7 protein-coding genes and 13 pseudogenes are annotated in these 15,502 nt (G+C 50.0%); 11 read left to right on the plus strand and 9 right to left on the minus strand.

From position 1 onward, the window contains the following. Positions 1–23: 23 nt before the first annotated feature. The 4 genes and pseudogenes from KVH01_RS28590 to KVH01_RS28605 form a co-directional block, all read right to left on the minus strand. Positions 24–371, minus strand: a pseudogene (locus KVH01_RS28590) (transposase); the annotation flags it as partial. A gap of 60 nt (positions 372–431) precedes the next feature. Next, entirely contained in the window at positions 432–1,295 is an 864-nt protein-coding gene (locus KVH01_RS28595; RefSeq protein WP_217883707.1) for a hypothetical protein, read from the minus strand. A gap of 262 nt (positions 1,296–1,557) precedes the next feature. Beyond that, positions 1,558–2,405 (minus strand): annotated as a pseudogene (locus tag KVH01_RS28600) (IS5 family transposase). Positions 2,406–2,721: 316 nt separating this feature from the next. Further along, positions 2,722–2,967, minus strand: a pseudogene (locus KVH01_RS28605) (transposase domain-containing protein); the annotation flags it as partial. Positions 2,968–3,053: 86 nt separating this feature from the next. Between KVH01_RS28605 and KVH01_RS28610 the strand changes: the two are divergent. The 3 genes and pseudogenes from KVH01_RS28610 to KVH01_RS28620 all read left to right on the plus strand — a co-directional run. Beyond that, positions 3,054–4,177, plus strand: a pseudogene (locus tag KVH01_RS28610) (IS3 family transposase). 346 nt (positions 4,178–4,523) lie between these two features. Beyond that, positions 4,524–5,441: a hypothetical protein gene (locus KVH01_RS28615; RefSeq protein ID WP_217883708.1), complete on the plus strand. Its 918-nt coding sequence runs from the start codon at positions 4,524–4,526 to the stop codon at positions 5,439–5,441. A gap of 2 nt (positions 5,442–5,443) precedes the next feature. Beyond that, positions 5,444–5,619: pseudogene (locus tag KVH01_RS28620) on the plus strand (IS3 family transposase); the annotation flags it as partial. Positions 5,620–6,114: 495 nt separating this feature from the next. Here the strand turns inward: KVH01_RS28620 and KVH01_RS28625 are convergent. After that, a pseudogene (locus tag KVH01_RS28625) lies at positions 6,115–6,375 on the minus strand (transposase domain-containing protein); the annotation flags it as partial. 1 nt (position 6,376) lies between these two features. Further along, positions 6,377–7,228 (minus strand): annotated as a pseudogene (locus KVH01_RS30215) (IS5 family transposase). A gap of 97 nt (positions 7,229–7,325) precedes the next feature. On the opposite strand from KVH01_RS30215, the gene KVH01_RS28645 reads away from it, so the two are divergent. Next, positions 7,326–7,682 carry a reverse transcriptase domain-containing protein gene (locus KVH01_RS28645; protein ID WP_217883711.1) on the plus strand — a complete coding sequence of 119 codons (357 nt, stop codon included), beginning with the start codon at positions 7,326–7,328 and terminating at the stop codon, positions 7,680–7,682. Between the two features lie 94 nt (positions 7,683–7,776). Next, a complete protein-coding gene (locus tag KVH01_RS28650; protein ID WP_217883712.1) occupies positions 7,777–8,196 on the plus strand; it encodes a group II intron maturase-specific domain-containing protein in 420 nt (139 codons plus the stop codon). 159 nt (positions 8,197–8,355) lie between these two features. Here the strand turns inward: KVH01_RS28650 and tnpC are convergent. Then, positions 8,356–9,197, minus strand: a pseudogene (gene tnpC / locus KVH01_RS28655) (IS66 family transposase); the annotation flags it as partial. Positions 9,198–9,293: 96 nt separating this feature from the next. On the opposite strand from tnpC, the gene KVH01_RS28660 reads away from it, so the two are divergent. Next, a complete protein-coding gene (locus KVH01_RS28660; protein WP_225924416.1) occupies positions 9,294–9,821 on the plus strand; it encodes a hypothetical protein in 528 nt (175 codons plus the stop codon). 763 nt (positions 9,822–10,584) lie between these two features. Here the strand turns inward: KVH01_RS28660 and KVH01_RS28665 are convergent. Beyond that, a pseudogene (locus KVH01_RS28665) lies at positions 10,585–10,695 on the minus strand (IS5/IS1182 family transposase); the annotation flags it as partial. Positions 10,696–10,931: 236 nt separating this feature from the next. Here KVH01_RS28665 and KVH01_RS28670 point away from each other — a divergent pair. Beyond that, a pseudogene (locus KVH01_RS28670) lies at positions 10,932–11,270 on the plus strand (transposase); the annotation flags it as partial. Between the two features lie 51 nt (positions 11,271–11,321). Here KVH01_RS28670 and KVH01_RS28675 read toward each other — a convergent pair. Next, positions 11,322–11,960 (minus strand): annotated as a pseudogene (locus KVH01_RS28675) (IS66 family transposase); the annotation flags it as partial. Positions 11,961–12,002: 42 nt separating this feature from the next. On the opposite strand from KVH01_RS28675, the pseudogene KVH01_RS30220 reads away from it, so the two are divergent. The 4 genes and pseudogenes from KVH01_RS30220 to KVH01_RS28690 all read left to right on the plus strand — a co-directional run. Continuing rightward, a pseudogene (locus KVH01_RS30220) lies at positions 12,003–12,127 on the plus strand (IS110 family transposase); the annotation flags it as partial. Positions 12,128–12,480: 353 nt separating this feature from the next. Beyond that, positions 12,481–13,719: an alpha-hydroxyketone-type quorum-sensing autoinducer synthase gene (gene cqsA, locus KVH01_RS28680; RefSeq protein ID WP_217883714.1), complete on the plus strand. Its 1,239-nt coding sequence runs from the start codon at positions 12,481–12,483 to the stop codon at positions 13,717–13,719. Positions 13,720–13,855: 136 nt separating this feature from the next. Beyond that, positions 13,856–14,104 (plus strand): annotated as a pseudogene (locus KVH01_RS28685) (IS5/IS1182 family transposase); the annotation flags it as partial. A 662-nt stretch (positions 14,105–14,766) separates the two neighbouring features. Continuing rightward, on the plus strand, positions 14,767–15,126 hold the full coding sequence (locus KVH01_RS28690) for a cysteine hydrolase family protein (protein ID WP_217883715.1): 360 nt from the start codon (positions 14,767–14,769) through the stop codon (positions 15,124–15,126). Positions 15,127–15,502: the final 376 nt, after the last annotated feature.

Genomic DNA, 15,502 nt, shown 5'->3' on the forward strand with positions numbered 1-15,502 from the left:
GTGGGGTTTATGGATCGCACTCCCAGCTCGTGCTTTTCCAACCGACGACGAAAGTTGAGAATGGTGGTTTTTCAGGCTCATGTCTCAAACTGACGCAGGATGGTCGTCTCATACAGCGCTTCTTCCATCGCCGGATCGCTGTTACCGAATCAGTTCCGCATCAGATGAACACACAGCATCGTCATCAGTGGGTAAAAGGGGACGGCCACCTTCTCCTATTGGATAATAGGGCTCAATCAGGGCAATCAAATCCTTCTAGGGCACCACCTGATCATCTCGATCAGGAGCAATTCCTTACGGGTCTGCTTGCGCTTGCCGGCGTATTCGGCGTCGACGAAGACAGCTGTTTCATCATCGAAAAAGCTCGGCAACTGATGTCCGGAAATTTTCAAAATTAGGAAATCTTTTTCAGAGTTTCCCTCAATGCGTGACTATTTGAGAAAATTTATGGGAATGTTGTGATTAAGTAATTTTAGAATACGTAAGGTGTAAGCAAGATCATCTTGAATTATGGGCTGTCCATCGTGCCACTCAACCTGACCGCTAGGCATTACTAAAATCTCTTTGACTCTGACAGGCGCGGTTTTGGGCATGCCCGCATGAATATAAACTCCCTCCTTTCCTGTGACTATTATCTCAGAATGGTGAGGAGGTGCATATTTTCGTTGTTCCCTGAGGATTTCTAAATAATGCCGAACATCAAGATAAGTTCCTTTAGGTAGTGACAAATCTGATGGCGCACTCCTTTTGGGGATCCCTTTAAAGATTGCATTGGATAATGCCCCCTTGCCTTCAATGGATTGCGTTGCCGCTGCGTTCCCTTTCATGCCTGCGTGATTATTAAACCATACATCATAAGGAAAAGTACCAATTATATTTGAGGGGGAAACATCAAGAACAAACGCAATCTCTCCAAAAGTCAAAGGATTAGCCTTGGTAATAAATTTACCGGTGCTTATCAAATTCTGAACGTCGAGCTTTGTGCTCTTAACGTAATCTCGTCGAGAAAGAAGGCTTGTGCTTATTGCGTCCCACTCTGAAAAGCATTTCTCAGCGCTTTCACCCAGCAATTCTGAATTTGTGTGTTCCTCATATTTAAGTGTATGCACTAAGCATAAGTCTCGCGGTAGTTTTTTCCAACTTGATAGTGCCCGATGATTTTCTATGGAGTTTTTATCCCCCTTGAGCAGCGCTTGTATAGCGCAAAGTTCTTCTGATTCAGTGAGTAGAGTCGGGCTGCCAATATGTTTCTTCTTTATTGCATTTTTTGATCGAATCATTTCATTTTTAAACATATCTATCTCCTGACGTTTCAAAAAAATTTTATAAATCTGTCCCGTCCATCCTTTAATTAAGCTAGCACATGATGTGTATCTTCGCATGCTGTTTAGTATAATCCGTCAGATGCTTAGACAGAAGCCAGGTCCGTGAGCGATATTACGCCCCTAAGCCAGTTAGGATCTCGACTTATCAATAGCGCTCTACTGAAATTTAATAACCTGCGGTTCTTGACATTACTGGCGTTCAGCTTCCGATCCATGATCCCCACATTTCAAGCTAGGGTTTGTCTGAAAAGTCAGCCCGCAAACACTTCTCGATGCAGGCCAGCGTGACCATGGCTTTGAAGCTGCTCGCCAGCTTGTCGTATCGCGTACAGAGTCGACGTTTTTCCTTGAGCCAACTGAACAGCCGCTCGATTACGTTGCGCTTTTTATATTGCGGCCTGTCGAATAGTCGAGGCAGGCCTGGCCGAGGCTTGCGATGCATCTTGCGCAAGGGAATGATCGGCCGCACGCCATAGCGATCACAGTATTGACGCAGCATCTGGCTGTAATAACCCTTGTCGGCCAGTACATGCCGGCAGCGCTTACGCGGACGCCCCCCTGGCAGGCTAATCTGCTCCACTAGCGGCATGAAGTAGCGCGAGTCGGTTTCTTCACCGGGCGACAGCATGACCGTCAGCGAGAAGCCATTGCTATCACAGGCGAGATGAGTCTTGGTGATCAATCCGCCTCGGCTACGGACGAGGCAGTGGTGATGGGGTTCCTGCGGGCCCCTTTTTTTCCAGCACCGCTGGCTGCTCGGGTAGCTCGGATGGATGTCGAATCGACCATCCAGGTATCCAGGTCGATGAAGCCGTCTTCACGCGAACGAAGGTGTAAATGGCGCAAAACCTGCTCGAAAGTACCGTTGTCACGCCATTGTCAGAAGCGCTGGTAAACGGTTTTCCAACGCCCAAAGCGTTCTGGAAGATCACGTCATTTGGCGCCTGAGCACAAGATCCAGAAGATGCCGTTGAGCATCTGACGATCATCCCACCTTGGGCGCCCCATGCGTTGAGGAAAGGAAACGATGGCTTCGATCATTGCCCAGCGCTCAGATGAAATATCATATCGACCTGTCATGACGGCCCTCCCGGCAACCAGAGCGCGTCATTTTAGCCGAGGCGACTTTTCAGACAAACCCTAGTGTGGTGATTCATAAGTAGCACTAGAAAATCAAATGCCCTGCGTTCGTGCTGCACGAGCAAGTGAAGTGAGAACGTCCGCGGCTTGCTTAAGCCACGGAGACGGTTTTGGGTTGTAAGTCTGCGGATTCCACAGTTATCCTGCCATTCGGCCACCCACAAAGCAGGCAGCAACGCAGGATTAATTCACTACCATCGATCTCTTTATCGTATGCGATCCATAAACTCCATCTGCCCAATGGTGGGTCAACGGTTTAATGTGCCATTTCGGGCGAGAAATTCCATGGAAGCAGAGCTTCGTAGTCTGTTACTGACGAGGCGTGCGGCAGCCGCTCAAGTACGTGGCGCAGCCACGTATAAGGCTCTTGGCCGTTGACCTTGGCGGTCTCGAGCAAGCTGTAGATCTTCGCGCGGGCAATGGCACCATTGACGATATCATTCAACAGCCAGGCCTCGCGCCCGATGACAAACTACTTGATCGCTCTTTCGGCCGCGTTGTTGTGTACGCCCTGATAAGGCGTATGGACTGCCCCCCCCCGGCATCGTAGACATCTCCAGCCTATGCTTTGAGCATAGGAGGAAGTTTATGAGCACCCAACGATTCACGCCGGAATTCAAGGCAGAAGCCGTGAGGCAAGTTATTGAACGCGGATACTCCGTCGCGGAAACAGCCGAGCGCCTCGGCGTTTCGACCCACAGCCTCTACAAATAGGTCAACGCCGTGACGCCTGACAAAACCGAGAAACAGGCCAGCGAGTTGCTTGAAGCCAAAAGCGAGATTTTGCGGCTGCGAGCCCAAATGCGACGCTTGGAAGAAGAGCGCGACATATTAAAAAAACAGCGCGGTACTTCGCCAGGGAACCCGAGTGAAATACCGCTTAATGAACGAGCACCGACATCACTACGCTGTGTCGGGTTTTGCGAGTTGCTCGTGCCGGGTTCTATCAATGGCTACACAAGCCTGTTTCTGATCGCGAAGAAGAGAATGGTCGGCTGTTAGGGCTGATCCGCGACTCCTATGCGGCCAGTCGAGGTGTTTATGGCGCACGGAGGGTGTTTGCTGACTTGCGCGAGGCTGGAGAAAGTTGCGGCAAGCACCGTGTCGCGGCACTGATGCGCACCAATAAAATCAAGGCGCTCACCGGATATAAAGCCCCGCGCGCAATCAAAGGCAGACCATCGATCATTGCCCCCAATCGACTTAAGCGGGCCTTCACTGTCGATGCCCCTAATAAGGCTTGGGTGACCGATATCACTTACATCCGAACATGGCGGGGATGGCTATATCTGACTGTCGTACTGGATCTCTACGCTCGCAAGGTGGTCGGCTGGTCAATGAAGCCAACGCTAGGCAAGAAGCTGGCGCTGGACGCGCTGCTCATGGCGGTATGGCGCCGTAAACCTAAAACCAGAGTCATCATGCATTCGGATCAGGGTAGCCAATATGGTAGCGATGACTGGAAACGCTTTTGTCTGGCCAACCACCTCGAGCCGAGTATGAGCCGCCGAGGAAACTGTTGGGACAATGCCGTGGCTGAGCATTTTTTCAGGAGCCTGAAAAAAGAACGCATCCGCAAGAGGATCTACAAAACCCGGGACATGGCCCGTGCCGACGTATTCGATTACATTGAGGCGTTTTACAACCGAACGCGTCATCACAGTCACCTGGGCGGCGTCAGTCCTGAGGCCTTTGAAAGTGGCTCACTTTGAGGCTGGAAAATGTCTACGGGAGCGGGGGTAGTGCACAATACACTGATAACTCTGGGGGGATGGGGCATTCTGAGGAGCTCAGTGCAGCAGAGCTTACGCCCTCTTTGGCAGCCGCAATGATTCGCACACGTTATGAGACCTTTTATGAGCCTTACGCAGCAAGCCTCGGTTTTCCTAGGGTTGCACTGCCACGTAGGAAGCGCTGACTCCCGGCAGACTCAGAGCTGCACGTGAAAAAAAGCGGCATAGTTAAACGGTTGACGCGACAACTACCTTGAAAAACGCCGCTAGGTAGAATGGATTATGGGAGTAGGGTGGATTAAAATTAACCAAAAATGGGGGGCACATGCCAATACTAAAACTAGATGATCTTGATCTACTGCCTGTTCGGCGTTCGGATCAGCACGAGCTCAGCCGTCTTGCCGATGCTCACCAATTCTTCGACTTAGAACTCCGTGAGAAAAAAATTAGAACTACAGATGTTGAAACACAGGCATTACAGTTGGCAGACAAGGCAATAACCGTTACAAAAAAGCTTCTACCATACGGCTCGCCCAATCAAATCGTCGACGTTTGGTTGACAAATGCTGAAAATGTCCATCGGAGGCGCGAGCGCCTACTAGCCCCTAATGGAACCACACTTGAGAACATAATCCGCTCTGGAGCCGGGAATTGCGGAGAGCACTCTCAGGTAACGTTTGCTCTGATCGCGGGATCTCCTAGAAACGCGCCTGTCAGTCGAGTAAATGCTGAAGGGGTTGATCATGCCTTCGTTGTTATTGGTGACCATAGGCAAACGGATCGAGTGACTATCGCGGACTCATGGGTAACATTTCCGGTTGCGCATTTACTTCGGCATGGTGCTTTTTCTATTAACCAAGTGCTAGATACCACTGCGCCCAACACCCACGCGGATCCAAAATACCAAATTTATTCTGAGTGGTCCCTCCCTATACCGAAAACACAAGAGCGAAGGGGGGCAATAGATTTTTTCAAACAACGACTGGCGAAATCAAATATTTCACCACTCTATGCGCAATGGACTTCGCTGGCCCGCCTGGGGGGCCAATATACGACGACAGACCGAAAAATATTGAACTTTGACAGATTTACGCAATCGCACATCTTACGTTATCTAGAAGCAAAGCAACAATATGATGATCTGTTCGAAAACACTGATGACGAATCAGAAGAAGTGAGCCGCTACAGTAATAGCCGGTCCCCTAGCTTAGAGCGGAGATTTGCTAGAACCATGCTCTTATAAGTCATGATAACGCCCTGTCCAAGAGATTTCCAGTTTTTGAAACGGGACCGAATCAAGCGAGAGATCTACAGCCCCACGACAAGAGGCCCGTAGTGATGTGTTCGGTTACATCGAGATGTTCTATAATATAAAGTGTCGTCATGGTTTGGCGGCCGCGGAAACTGAGTGCAACACCTAACTTTTCCAGTACGGTGTTCCCTTATGTCTTATTTCGAACGCGCCCTCTGGCGACTGAAGCGACGTTTTATCGGGTCTTGCGGGCGGCGGGCCAGCAGCATCGAGTTGGTAGCCAACGGTTGGTCAAGAAGCACAAGCGACGAGGCCGTTCCGGGTACCGTGTTCCTATTATGCAAAGCTAGGCCTGCACCAGTTGCCTGTGCGAATGACCGACGTGTCAAGCGCGAAGGCCAATCGATCTCGGACGAAAGCCGGATGTGTTAGTAGCGCACGTCCGGTTTGACGAGCGGGGTGTGGAAACGGAGTGCAAGCCACCGCTCCACATTCCGACTCTACCTATGGGTAAAAAGCCGGCTTCGGCATAGCGCTTCAAACAACTCCAGTTGTTTACCAAGTAATGCACGGCCTTGCCTAACGCACTTTGTGCCGTGACCTGCGGCTGGGTTTTATCGTATCCGATCCACGAACCACACCTACCGTCAGACTACCGCCTCGTTTACCGTCGCATCTCTGGTGAGCAGTTCCACGGCAGCAGAGCATCGTAGTCGGCGACCGACTGCACATGTGGCAATCGCTCCAGTACGTCGCGTAGCCACGTATAGGGCTCCTGCCCGTTGATCTTGGCGGTCTCGACTAAACTGTAGATCTGGGCACCGGCGGTTGCACCTTTGGGCGTGTCGCTGAATAGCCAGGCCTTGCGCCCGATAACAAAAGGCTTTATCGCTCTTTCGGCGGCATTATTGTCGATCGGTAAAAAACTAGGGTTTGCCTGAAAAGTCAGCCCGCAAGCACTTCTCGATGCAGGCCAGCGTGACCATGGCTTAGAAGCTGCTCGCCAGCTTGTCGTATCGCGTACAGAGTCGACGTTTTTCCTTGAGCCAACTGAACAGCCGCTCGATTACGTTGCGCTTTTTATACTGCGGCCTGTCGAATAGTCGAGGCAGGCCTGGCCGAGGCTTGCGATGCATCCTGCGCAAGGGAATGATCGGCTGCACGCCATAGCGATCACAGTATTGACGCAGCATCTGGCTGTCATAACCCTTGTCGGCCAGTACATACCGGCAGCGCATACGCGGACGACCCCTGTTACCTGGCAGGCTGATCTGCTCCAGTAGCGGCATGAAGTAGCGCGAGTCGGCTTCTTCACCGCGCGGCAGCATGACCGTCAGCGGGAAGCCGTTGCTATCACAGGCGAGATGAATCTTGGTGGTCAATCCGTCTCGGCTACGGCCGAGGCAGTGGTGACGGGGTTCCTGCGGGCCGCTTTTTTTCCAGCACCGCTGGCTGCTCGGGTAGCTCGGATGGATGTCGAATCGACCATCCAGGTATCCAGGTCGATGAAGCCGTCTTCACGCAAACGAGTGTAAATTGCGCAAAACCTGCTCGAAAGTACCGTTGTCACGCCATTGTCGGAAGCGCTGGTAAACGGTTTTCCAAGGCCCAAAGCGCTCTGGAAGATCACGCCATTTGGCGCCTGAGCACAAGATCCAGAAGATGCCGTTGAGCATCTGACGATCATCGCGCCTTGGGCGCCCTATGCGGTGAGGAGGGGAAACGATGGCTTCGATCATTGCCCAGCGCTCAGATGAAATATCATATCGACCCGTCATGACGGCCCTCCCGGCAACCAGAGCGCGTCATTTTAGCCGCGGCGACTTTTCAAACAAGCCCTAGGGGATTCCTTGTATTCGAGACAGCGTGGTTCAAATGGCTGTCAATCTCCGTGCGATTTTCGAAGCTGATATGCAATCATCGCAGTATGGTTTCAGACCTCCTCGAGATGCTAAGGAAGCGGTGAGAAAGGTGCACCATTACACCGAAAGGATTGGGTTGAGAGATGTTGTCGATACGGATCTTCGTGACTATTCCAATACAATTCCGCTCTCGGATGGCAGGGTATGGCGGCTGCTTAAGCAATGGCTTGAGGTAGCCGTTATCGAACTCATTGACGGAACGCTTCGACGCACCAACGAAGCCAAGCACACACACCGCGGCAGCGCCCAAGGATCGGTGATTTCGCCGCTGTTGGCCAATGTGTACTTCAGGCGCTTCATTCTGGCCTAGGAAAAATTTGGCTACGCAAAAAGTCTGCATGCAAGGATTGTGGATTACGCGGACGACATGGTGATCTGCTGCCGGCCCGGCAGTGGAGACGGCAATGGTGCTGATGAGTAATTTAATGGTGCGGCTGGGGCTGCCGGTTAATGATGAGAAAACGGCGCTGCTGAAACTCCCGGACCAGTCACTCGACTTTCTGGGATGCAACTTGGGCAGGCAATATGACCTTCATGGAAAAACCTATATCGTTACTCAAGCTTCGAAAGGAGCGATGAAGTCGATTATTGGGACAATTCATAACGAAGCAGCCATTAGCATGACATGGGATGCTGTAGAGCACCGGATAGCGGAACTCAACTCGATCCTTCGAGGCTGGGCTGGCTATTTCGACCTCAAACACTACCGAATCCTGCAACGTTACATTGAGCGCCGTATCCGACGCTGGTTGGTCAAGAAGCATAAGCGACGAGACCGCTCTGGGTACCGTCTACACCCTGATGCCTTTCATACGGAAAGCTAGATCTGCATCTGTTGTCTACGCGAATGGCCAATGTGTCGATTGCGAAGGCCTATCAATCTCGGACGAAAGCCGGATGCGTTACGTTAGTAGCGCGCGCCCGGTTTGACGAGCGGGTGTGGAAACGGAGCGCAAGCCACCGCGCCACATCCCGACTCTACCGATGGGCAAGTAACCCGCTTCGACATAACGCTCCAATCGGCTCCAGTTATTCGCCAGATAATGCACGGCCTTGCCCAGCGCACTTTTGCCGTCACCTGCGAATGGGTTTTATCCAGCCAGCTTTTCGATTGCACAAAAATTGGCAGACTCTTTTACTGCCGTCCCGCTCAATCTCTGCTTGTCGCTGCAGTCTTTCAGGTCGCGCTCGATGCCGTACAGCTTGTTGATCATCGTGATCGCAATATCTCCCCGGCCCGTCTTGCCTTTGGGCTGCACTTTCTGTGCGCCCGCAAACTTCCGGCGAGCATCGGCCTTGCATGCCAGTCGCCCCACGCCCCGTTGCAGCGCCAATGCGATGTAACCTGTACAATCGTCAGTCATCACGTAGCCGCGATAACTTTCCAGCAGGCGCAGCGGTACGTCCTGCGCACGGCTTGGGGGGGAGTCGAACAGCACGACTTTGCGATCCGGTGGCCAGCTGGCCTGTGCCCACATCCACGATTGGCTGGTCGGGTCTCGATCCGGTTCTTTCAAGGCCTGAACGTGGGTTTCGTCGGAGTGGATGACTGGGTTTTCCAGTAATTGATCACACATTAGGTTAAGTCATGGCTGGAGGTGTTCACTGCATTGGATCACCCAACGTGCCAAGGTCCGGCGCGGGATATCGGTGCCGTGACGCCCAAGGACTTTTTCGAATCGGTGCAAGGGTAGGCCATCGATGTACCTGGTCGTCAGCAACATCGCCACGCGCTCGGGCTGGCCATGCTCTTTTTGATCAACTAAGCCGGTTTATCAGCGGTGACCGGGGCCGCTCCGCAGCCACGGCAGCCGTAAATGGCTCTTTGAGTTCCATTGTGTTCGACCCACAAAAGGAACGATGAGGCCTTTCTGAGATATACAGAGCTATAATCTATAGCGTTCATTTTTTAGTGACTCTTATGACTTCTCTTCAAATTAGCTCCAGGCAGGTTGCTGCACATAGCCACTCTGAAGGCTTCTCCACTATGGTTTTGGTAGCGGTGGCCACTCTGATTCATCCTGAGCGAGGGGTCGAAATAGTCAAGCGTCTGTCGGGGCAAAATCTGGTTGAACTCTTTATAGAACTGGATCATCCAAGTTCAGAAAAAGGTGTAGTAGGTATCCTGCTAGCGGTTCCTCCACAGCTCAATGGTTCACATCGGTGGGTCGCGGAGACTGTGGTCGATTTCGCTCAAGTAAAACTTCGGACTCCCGTTGACTCTCGCGTAGATACATTTGCATATCGCCTCGCATCTAAAGAGGTTTTCACAGATAATGAGAAGATCGATCCTGAGGATGTCTTGGACTGGCGTTCACTTTATGAATTCTGCATGCCCGACGGCACCGAGACGGTAGAGCTGCTTTCCCACCAGACCTGGCTGTCGGTTGTCGTTGCTCGGTTGGTGAATGCGGTTAATTCATCGAAGGAAATAGTTAATATTGAGTAATCGACGCTGTCTTTTCGGCGCTATCTAGCTGCCGTCTCGACCAAAATACTCGTAAATCGTATGACGGGATCAAAAATGAAAGGAAAACGTAAGATCAAAAACGCCAAGTGGCTCATGATGATTCAATTTCTGGTAGAGTCACGTCGGACATGCGCAAAACGATCAAAAAATACGGCCAACAGATTTTTGGATTCTGTCTCGCCTTTTGTAATGGAAAGCGAGCCTTGTGGAGAACTTGCCGGTCGGGCTTGTCGAACGGCAACTGAAGCAGGTACCAACCAATAACTCCGCTATCAGAAGCCGAATCCCATGCTCAATTAGAACTTTTCAGATTTTCTCGCCTAGACAGTACGGCGACGCTGGCCGCTGAATTATTCGTTGCCGAAAGAGGGACAGCGGTGAAGGGGATAAGGAAGAAGTGGGTATGGAAATCGAAGCTGTTCTGCACAGCGAACTTCTGGACCTTTTTGGTGTGACTTATGGGGAGGAGACGGTATAGTCTAACAGGACATTCGTGGTATTGAGTCGTCAATCCAAATGGTGGTGCAAGTGACTTCCTAAAATGAGTGTTCACACTGCTATCCAGTCTAATCGCTGTCTTCATCACTATCTCCCCTTAGGGGTGGTCTGAAGTAGCCGCCTATGTTTCGCGACCGAACCATTGGCGTTTCAAAAAAAGTTAGCCGTTCAAGATCGGTCAAATCTGGCAACCGCTTCATGTTTTTTTTGCTGTTGCGAGCGCCTCGTAGCAGTTATTCCAGCGTTACGGGCACACCGCTCCCATGCTGGCGAGCAAACATCGACATGCCATCTTCAGGTTTGACAAGGCAAACAATATCACCATTTGAACGGTGTTCTTCACCAAGCCCCGGAAGTTCGATCAGTGCAATCAAACCCTTGCAGCGTACCATCTCGATCAAGAACAGCTCCTTGCGGGTCCGCTTGCGCTTACTTGGCATCGGCGAAGGTCATATGCGTCATCATCGAAAAACTCAGCTATTGGTATCTGAGGATTTTGCCAAATCTGGAAGGCTTCCCCCGGTGTCAGGATAGTTGTCGCCTCTCCTGATTTACCCCAAAAAGCATACCGAGGGCGGAGAGAGACAGGTTGTGACGTACTATTCACCCGAACGTAAAGCCACATTGCTTCAGATGTTGCTTCCCCCGCTGAACCTGACGGTAGCCGAAGTTTGTCGCCGTGAAGGGGTCAGCGATGTATCGCTGTATACCTGGCGCAAGATGGCCAGTGTCCAAGGAAGCAAAGTGCCAGAAGATATACCGCTTTCTGATAAATGGTCTGCTGAGGCCCGGTTGACCGCTGTCATTGAAACAGCCAGCCTGACGCAACTTGAATTAGGTGAGTACTGCCGTCGAAACGGCCTTTACCCCGAACAGCTCAATGCTTGGCGCCAAGCCTGCATCAGCGGTCAAGAGGCGGTGCAGATCCAAAATCACCGGACTTTCCAGTAATCGATCACGCATTAGGTTAAGTAGAGGCTAGAAGTACTCGCAGCACTGGATCACCCAGCGTGCCAAGGCGCCAAGGTCTGGCGCGGGATTGCCGTCACGACCAAGGACTTTTCGAATCGGTGCAAGGGTAGGCCATCGACGTACTTGGTCGTCAGCAACATCGCCAACACGCTCGGACTGGCCATGCTCTTTTCGATCAACTGAGCCGGGTTGTCGGCGGTGACCGGGGCCGTTTCGCAGCCACGGCAGCCGTCAACCTTGCGGATATGTTTGATCATCCGGATCTGCATCGGCACAGATATCCATCTGTTCGCTGGTTTCTTCGCCAATGACATGCTCACGGCAACCGCAGGCACAGGTCAGTTTTCGTGGATAACTTCGATGCGCGGCAGTTCGCAGACAAGGGCTTGCGCTTGCCACGGCGTTTCTCGGACCGACGACGTCTTCTTCGGTGTCGTCAATGGCGGGCACTGCAATATTTGCTGTTTCGTCAAACAGCGCCAGTTGTGGCGTCGTAGAATCGGCACTTTGCTCAGTCTTGCGCCCGAACAGGCGCTGGCGAAGCAGCACATTCTCCTCTTTGAGCATCGCGACCTTGGACTGCATATAAGCAAGCAATTGCTTGAGCACAGCAGGGTTATCAGGTAATTGGGCGGGCATGAAAGCCATGCCCGGATGATAACCGCCTGGCGACAAATCGTGGAGTGCACCCACCATGATGCTCCCGAGCTGCGCAGCTTGCGCCACGATGTGAGGCTGATGGCCCCGCAATTCGTCAAGCCATACGTAAAATGAACAAAAACGATGTAGCTGACGCCGCATTGTTGACCGCTGCGAAAAGGGCCGTGAACTCGCATTGGGCGCTCATGCAGGTATAACGCCGCTGGTCTATCGACGGCGCGTGGGAATTTTTGCCGAACACGCTTGCACGGCAGGAGAGCACGCTGTGCTTTTTTTGAACTACGGCATAGATTATCGATGGGAGTCTGACCGTTTTTTGGTACGCGTCGATTTTTCAACTGCTAATGGACCAGCTGAGGCATGTAAATATTTGAACCACTTAGAGTATTGGTGGTGATTCTTTATCGCCAAATAATCTTAGGCGGTTTGTGATCAGTAGAAAAAACTGCATCTACAATCAAATTTCAACGTAAGTGCGGAATATAATAACAATCAAAAGGTATGAAATATGTACGCATCTATGCCAACATTTCTCGAGGATCGTATAGCTACGTTTTCTGTTGAAAAAGTTCAAAAAGCATGGGGAGGGAGGAATATTTTCCATGGTGCGACTCCAGCTGCCGATGCATTGCATTTGTCGAGTAACGATTATTTGAACCTACTTAATGAGCCTGTGCTGATCGAAGCCCGCGCGAAAGAATTTCTCCATGCTGAGCGCGAATTGTTAATGTCCGCAGTTTTTTTACGCGGCGAGAGTCCCATCTCTCGACTTGAAGATAAATTAGCGAGATTTACAAAGTTCGAAGGAGCTATTATTTGTCAGTCAGGTTGGACAGCGAATGTTGGCCTTATACAAGCAATCGCAAATAGTAAGGTTCCTGTGTATTTGGATTTGAATGCACATATGTCACTATGGCAAGGCGCTGTATCAGCCGGGGCTAAGGCGATAGCTTTTATGCATAACAATGTCAGTCATGCAGAGCGACAAATTAGGAAGCATGGCGTTGGCATACTAGTTGTAGATTCTGTATACAGCACAAACGGAAGCTTATGCCCTCTAACTGATTTTGCTAATTTATCCAAGGATACGGGATGCGTTTTTGTTGTAGACGAATCGCACTCACTAGGGACGCATGGTCCTCACGGCGCAGGGCTTGTTGCTGAACTCGGCCTTACGTCTAAAGTACATTTTTTAACTGCCAGTTTAGCCAAGGCATTTGCTGGGCGCGCGGGGTTTATAGCTTGTCCTTCGATTTTTAAAGATTACTTTGCGATGGAGTCTTATCCGGCGATTTTTAGTTCAGCAGTTTTAAATCATGAAGTTGCGTGGTTCGATAAGCTTACTGATTTCGTCGTTCAGGCAGATTTACGCAGAGAACGCCTTCACTCAGTTACACGTACGATCCGAAACGCCTTAAGCGAATTGGGATATGACTTGTCATCGGGAACCGAGCAAATTATCGCGCTTGAGTCTGGCACTGAATGCCAAACTATGATTTTGCGGGATGCCTTAGAATCTTATGGCGTTTTTGGCTCAATGTTTCTTGCTCCTGCCACTCCTAAAAATCGCACATTAGTACGGTTTTCGGTTAATTCTGGAATCACTGATAATGATGTCGATCGCCTTATTTCGGTGTGTTCAAAGATTCGTCACGAAATAAAATTGGATAGTTGGCCCAGACGAAAGGCAAGGGGAGTTGTGAAACCTCCAACCTCCTCGTCTTCGGCCGTGCCTCGTGATTGTTAGGGAAACTCTGAAAAAAACTTCCTAGGGCTTGTCTGAAAAGTCGCCTCGGCTAAAATGACGCGCTCTGGTTGCCGGGAGGGCCGTCATGACAGGTCGATATGAAATTTCATCTGAGCGCTGGGCAATGATCGAAGCCATCATTATCCGAGGTTCAAACAATCGAGACACTGGGAAATGGCATTTAGAACAGGGCGATTTGTTTGCAGCACCGCCTGCTCCTACCGGTTTTGTGGTGATGCCCAAACGCTGGGTGGTGGAAAGGACTCACGCCTGGAATTAAAAGGCCAGGCGGCTGATCATGCACCATTATCGAATGTTTACCGTGAGCGAGGCATGGGTCTGGCTGGCCCAATCTCGCCTGCTTGCCCGTCGGCTGATCACTTGATTTTGTCTACACCCTCTTAGGGGGGGCATTTTTACAGTGGCGGTGGCAGATACTTACCGTTAGTATCTACAAACGCTTTAACTATCACTCATCAATTAAGGTCGGATACAAAAATGCCATTATATAAAGACAAACAAATGAAGAGCGAGAAAGACACCCTACATTAAAACATAATAAATCCAACTAAAATTGACGAAACTGAAAATGCTAACCTCGCAAATATCAGGCCGGACAACTGGATAATTGGCTTCTTAAAAAGTAAGTATGGGAATGACGCGTCGCTCGGGGAGAATACATACAATTTATCGACAGCTAAGCCGTACAAAACAATCCAAGAATAACAAAAGACCTTCAAGAAAATAATTTTGCGCTCCCCCATTTTTATTATGGTTGACATGCGATGACTAATAAATGCTCGCTCAAGATTAAAAAATATTCTATCAAGAAAAAATAACATTAGAACAAGCGCAAAGACTGAAAAATATCACCTTAGAACACTTGAGTTCGCAAAAGAAAACAAACTAAGCATAATCGATGTAAATTATTTGTACAGCGGCTTTTACGGTATACCAAAGAACAAAACCCTTGTACAACCTGCAAACGAAATACGTACCTACTCCACGCTTAGACACGCTATCAGGTCAGCCCCCAATAACTGGAGAATGATTAAAGACAGCGAAAGCGTTTTTAACTCGAACATTAATATTTCGCACAATGATATGGAGCGCATAGAAAACTCAGATAATATTTTAAGCGTCGAGAAATTCATTGAAAAATTTCCATGCAACCCAGTCGTGCTAATGGGTCAATTAGAGGATGTGTGTGTTCGCCAAACTGCGGAGAGCTTTCTTTTAGAAGGTAGAATTGTATTAGTAAGTCAAGATTTAGTTGTTGATCGCAACAATGAAAATCATATTGGCGGAGTCACCAATAACATAGATGCTTCCTGGGACTATTTAGCTAAAAACACAGGGTCCTCATTAACATACAGAGGTAATTTGATTTTTTTAATAAAAAAGTGAAGTATACATAGACTGCCACAGGGCACATTGAAATTGCCGGATGTTTTTTTCGATTGTCGAGCTACAAGCATTTTTTTCAAAAAACACACGCAAATATCTGAGCAGCCTTCATTTTCGCGTCTGCTCGACAGCAACTTATCCGGTTCATGATCCAATCATTGCAAGTATGCGCCCCATAAATCAAGCAAACGACGAGCTTTATCCGGTTGTAGATGTACTTCTTGGATCGCTCAAGACAGATTAAGACCAAAACATTGACTGCCTGATTCCGGAGGAGCCTATGCCTGGATAAGCCGATATTTGCCGACAAGCGCAGGAGGCATGCGAATGTGAAATAGGGCCTGAAGTGTCTTACAATGGTTGCGGTAGGAATGGA

This window comes from Pseudomonas khavaziana (assembly GCF_019145205.1).
Taxonomy (GTDB): domain Bacteria; phylum Pseudomonadota; class Gammaproteobacteria; order Pseudomonadales; family Pseudomonadaceae; genus Aquipseudomonas; species Aquipseudomonas khavaziana.

Bases quoted from the DNA above. Each gene is read 5' to 3' on its own strand.
- KVH01_RS28595 (WP_217883707.1), bottom strand. From the start codon at position 1,295: ATGTTTAAAAATGAAATGATTCGATCAAAAAATGCAATAAAGAAGAAA.
- KVH01_RS28615 (WP_217883708.1), top strand. From the start codon at position 4,524: ATGCCAATACTAAAACTAGATGATCTTGATCTACTGCCTGTTCGGCGT.
- KVH01_RS28645 (WP_217883711.1), top strand. From the start codon at position 7,326: ATGGCTGTCAATCTCCGTGCGATTTTCGAAGCTGATATGCAATCATCG.
- KVH01_RS28650 (WP_217883712.1), top strand. From the start codon at position 7,777: ATGGTGCTGATGAGTAATTTAATGGTGCGGCTGGGGCTGCCGGTTAAT.
- KVH01_RS28660 (WP_225924416.1), top strand. From the start codon at position 9,294: ATGACTTCTCTTCAAATTAGCTCCAGGCAGGTTGCTGCACATAGCCAC.
- cqsA (WP_217883714.1), top strand. From the start codon at position 12,481: ATGTACGCATCTATGCCAACATTTCTCGAGGATCGTATAGCTACGTTT.
- KVH01_RS28690 (WP_217883715.1), top strand. From the start codon at position 14,767: ATGATTAAAGACAGCGAAAGCGTTTTTAACTCGAACATTAATATTTCG.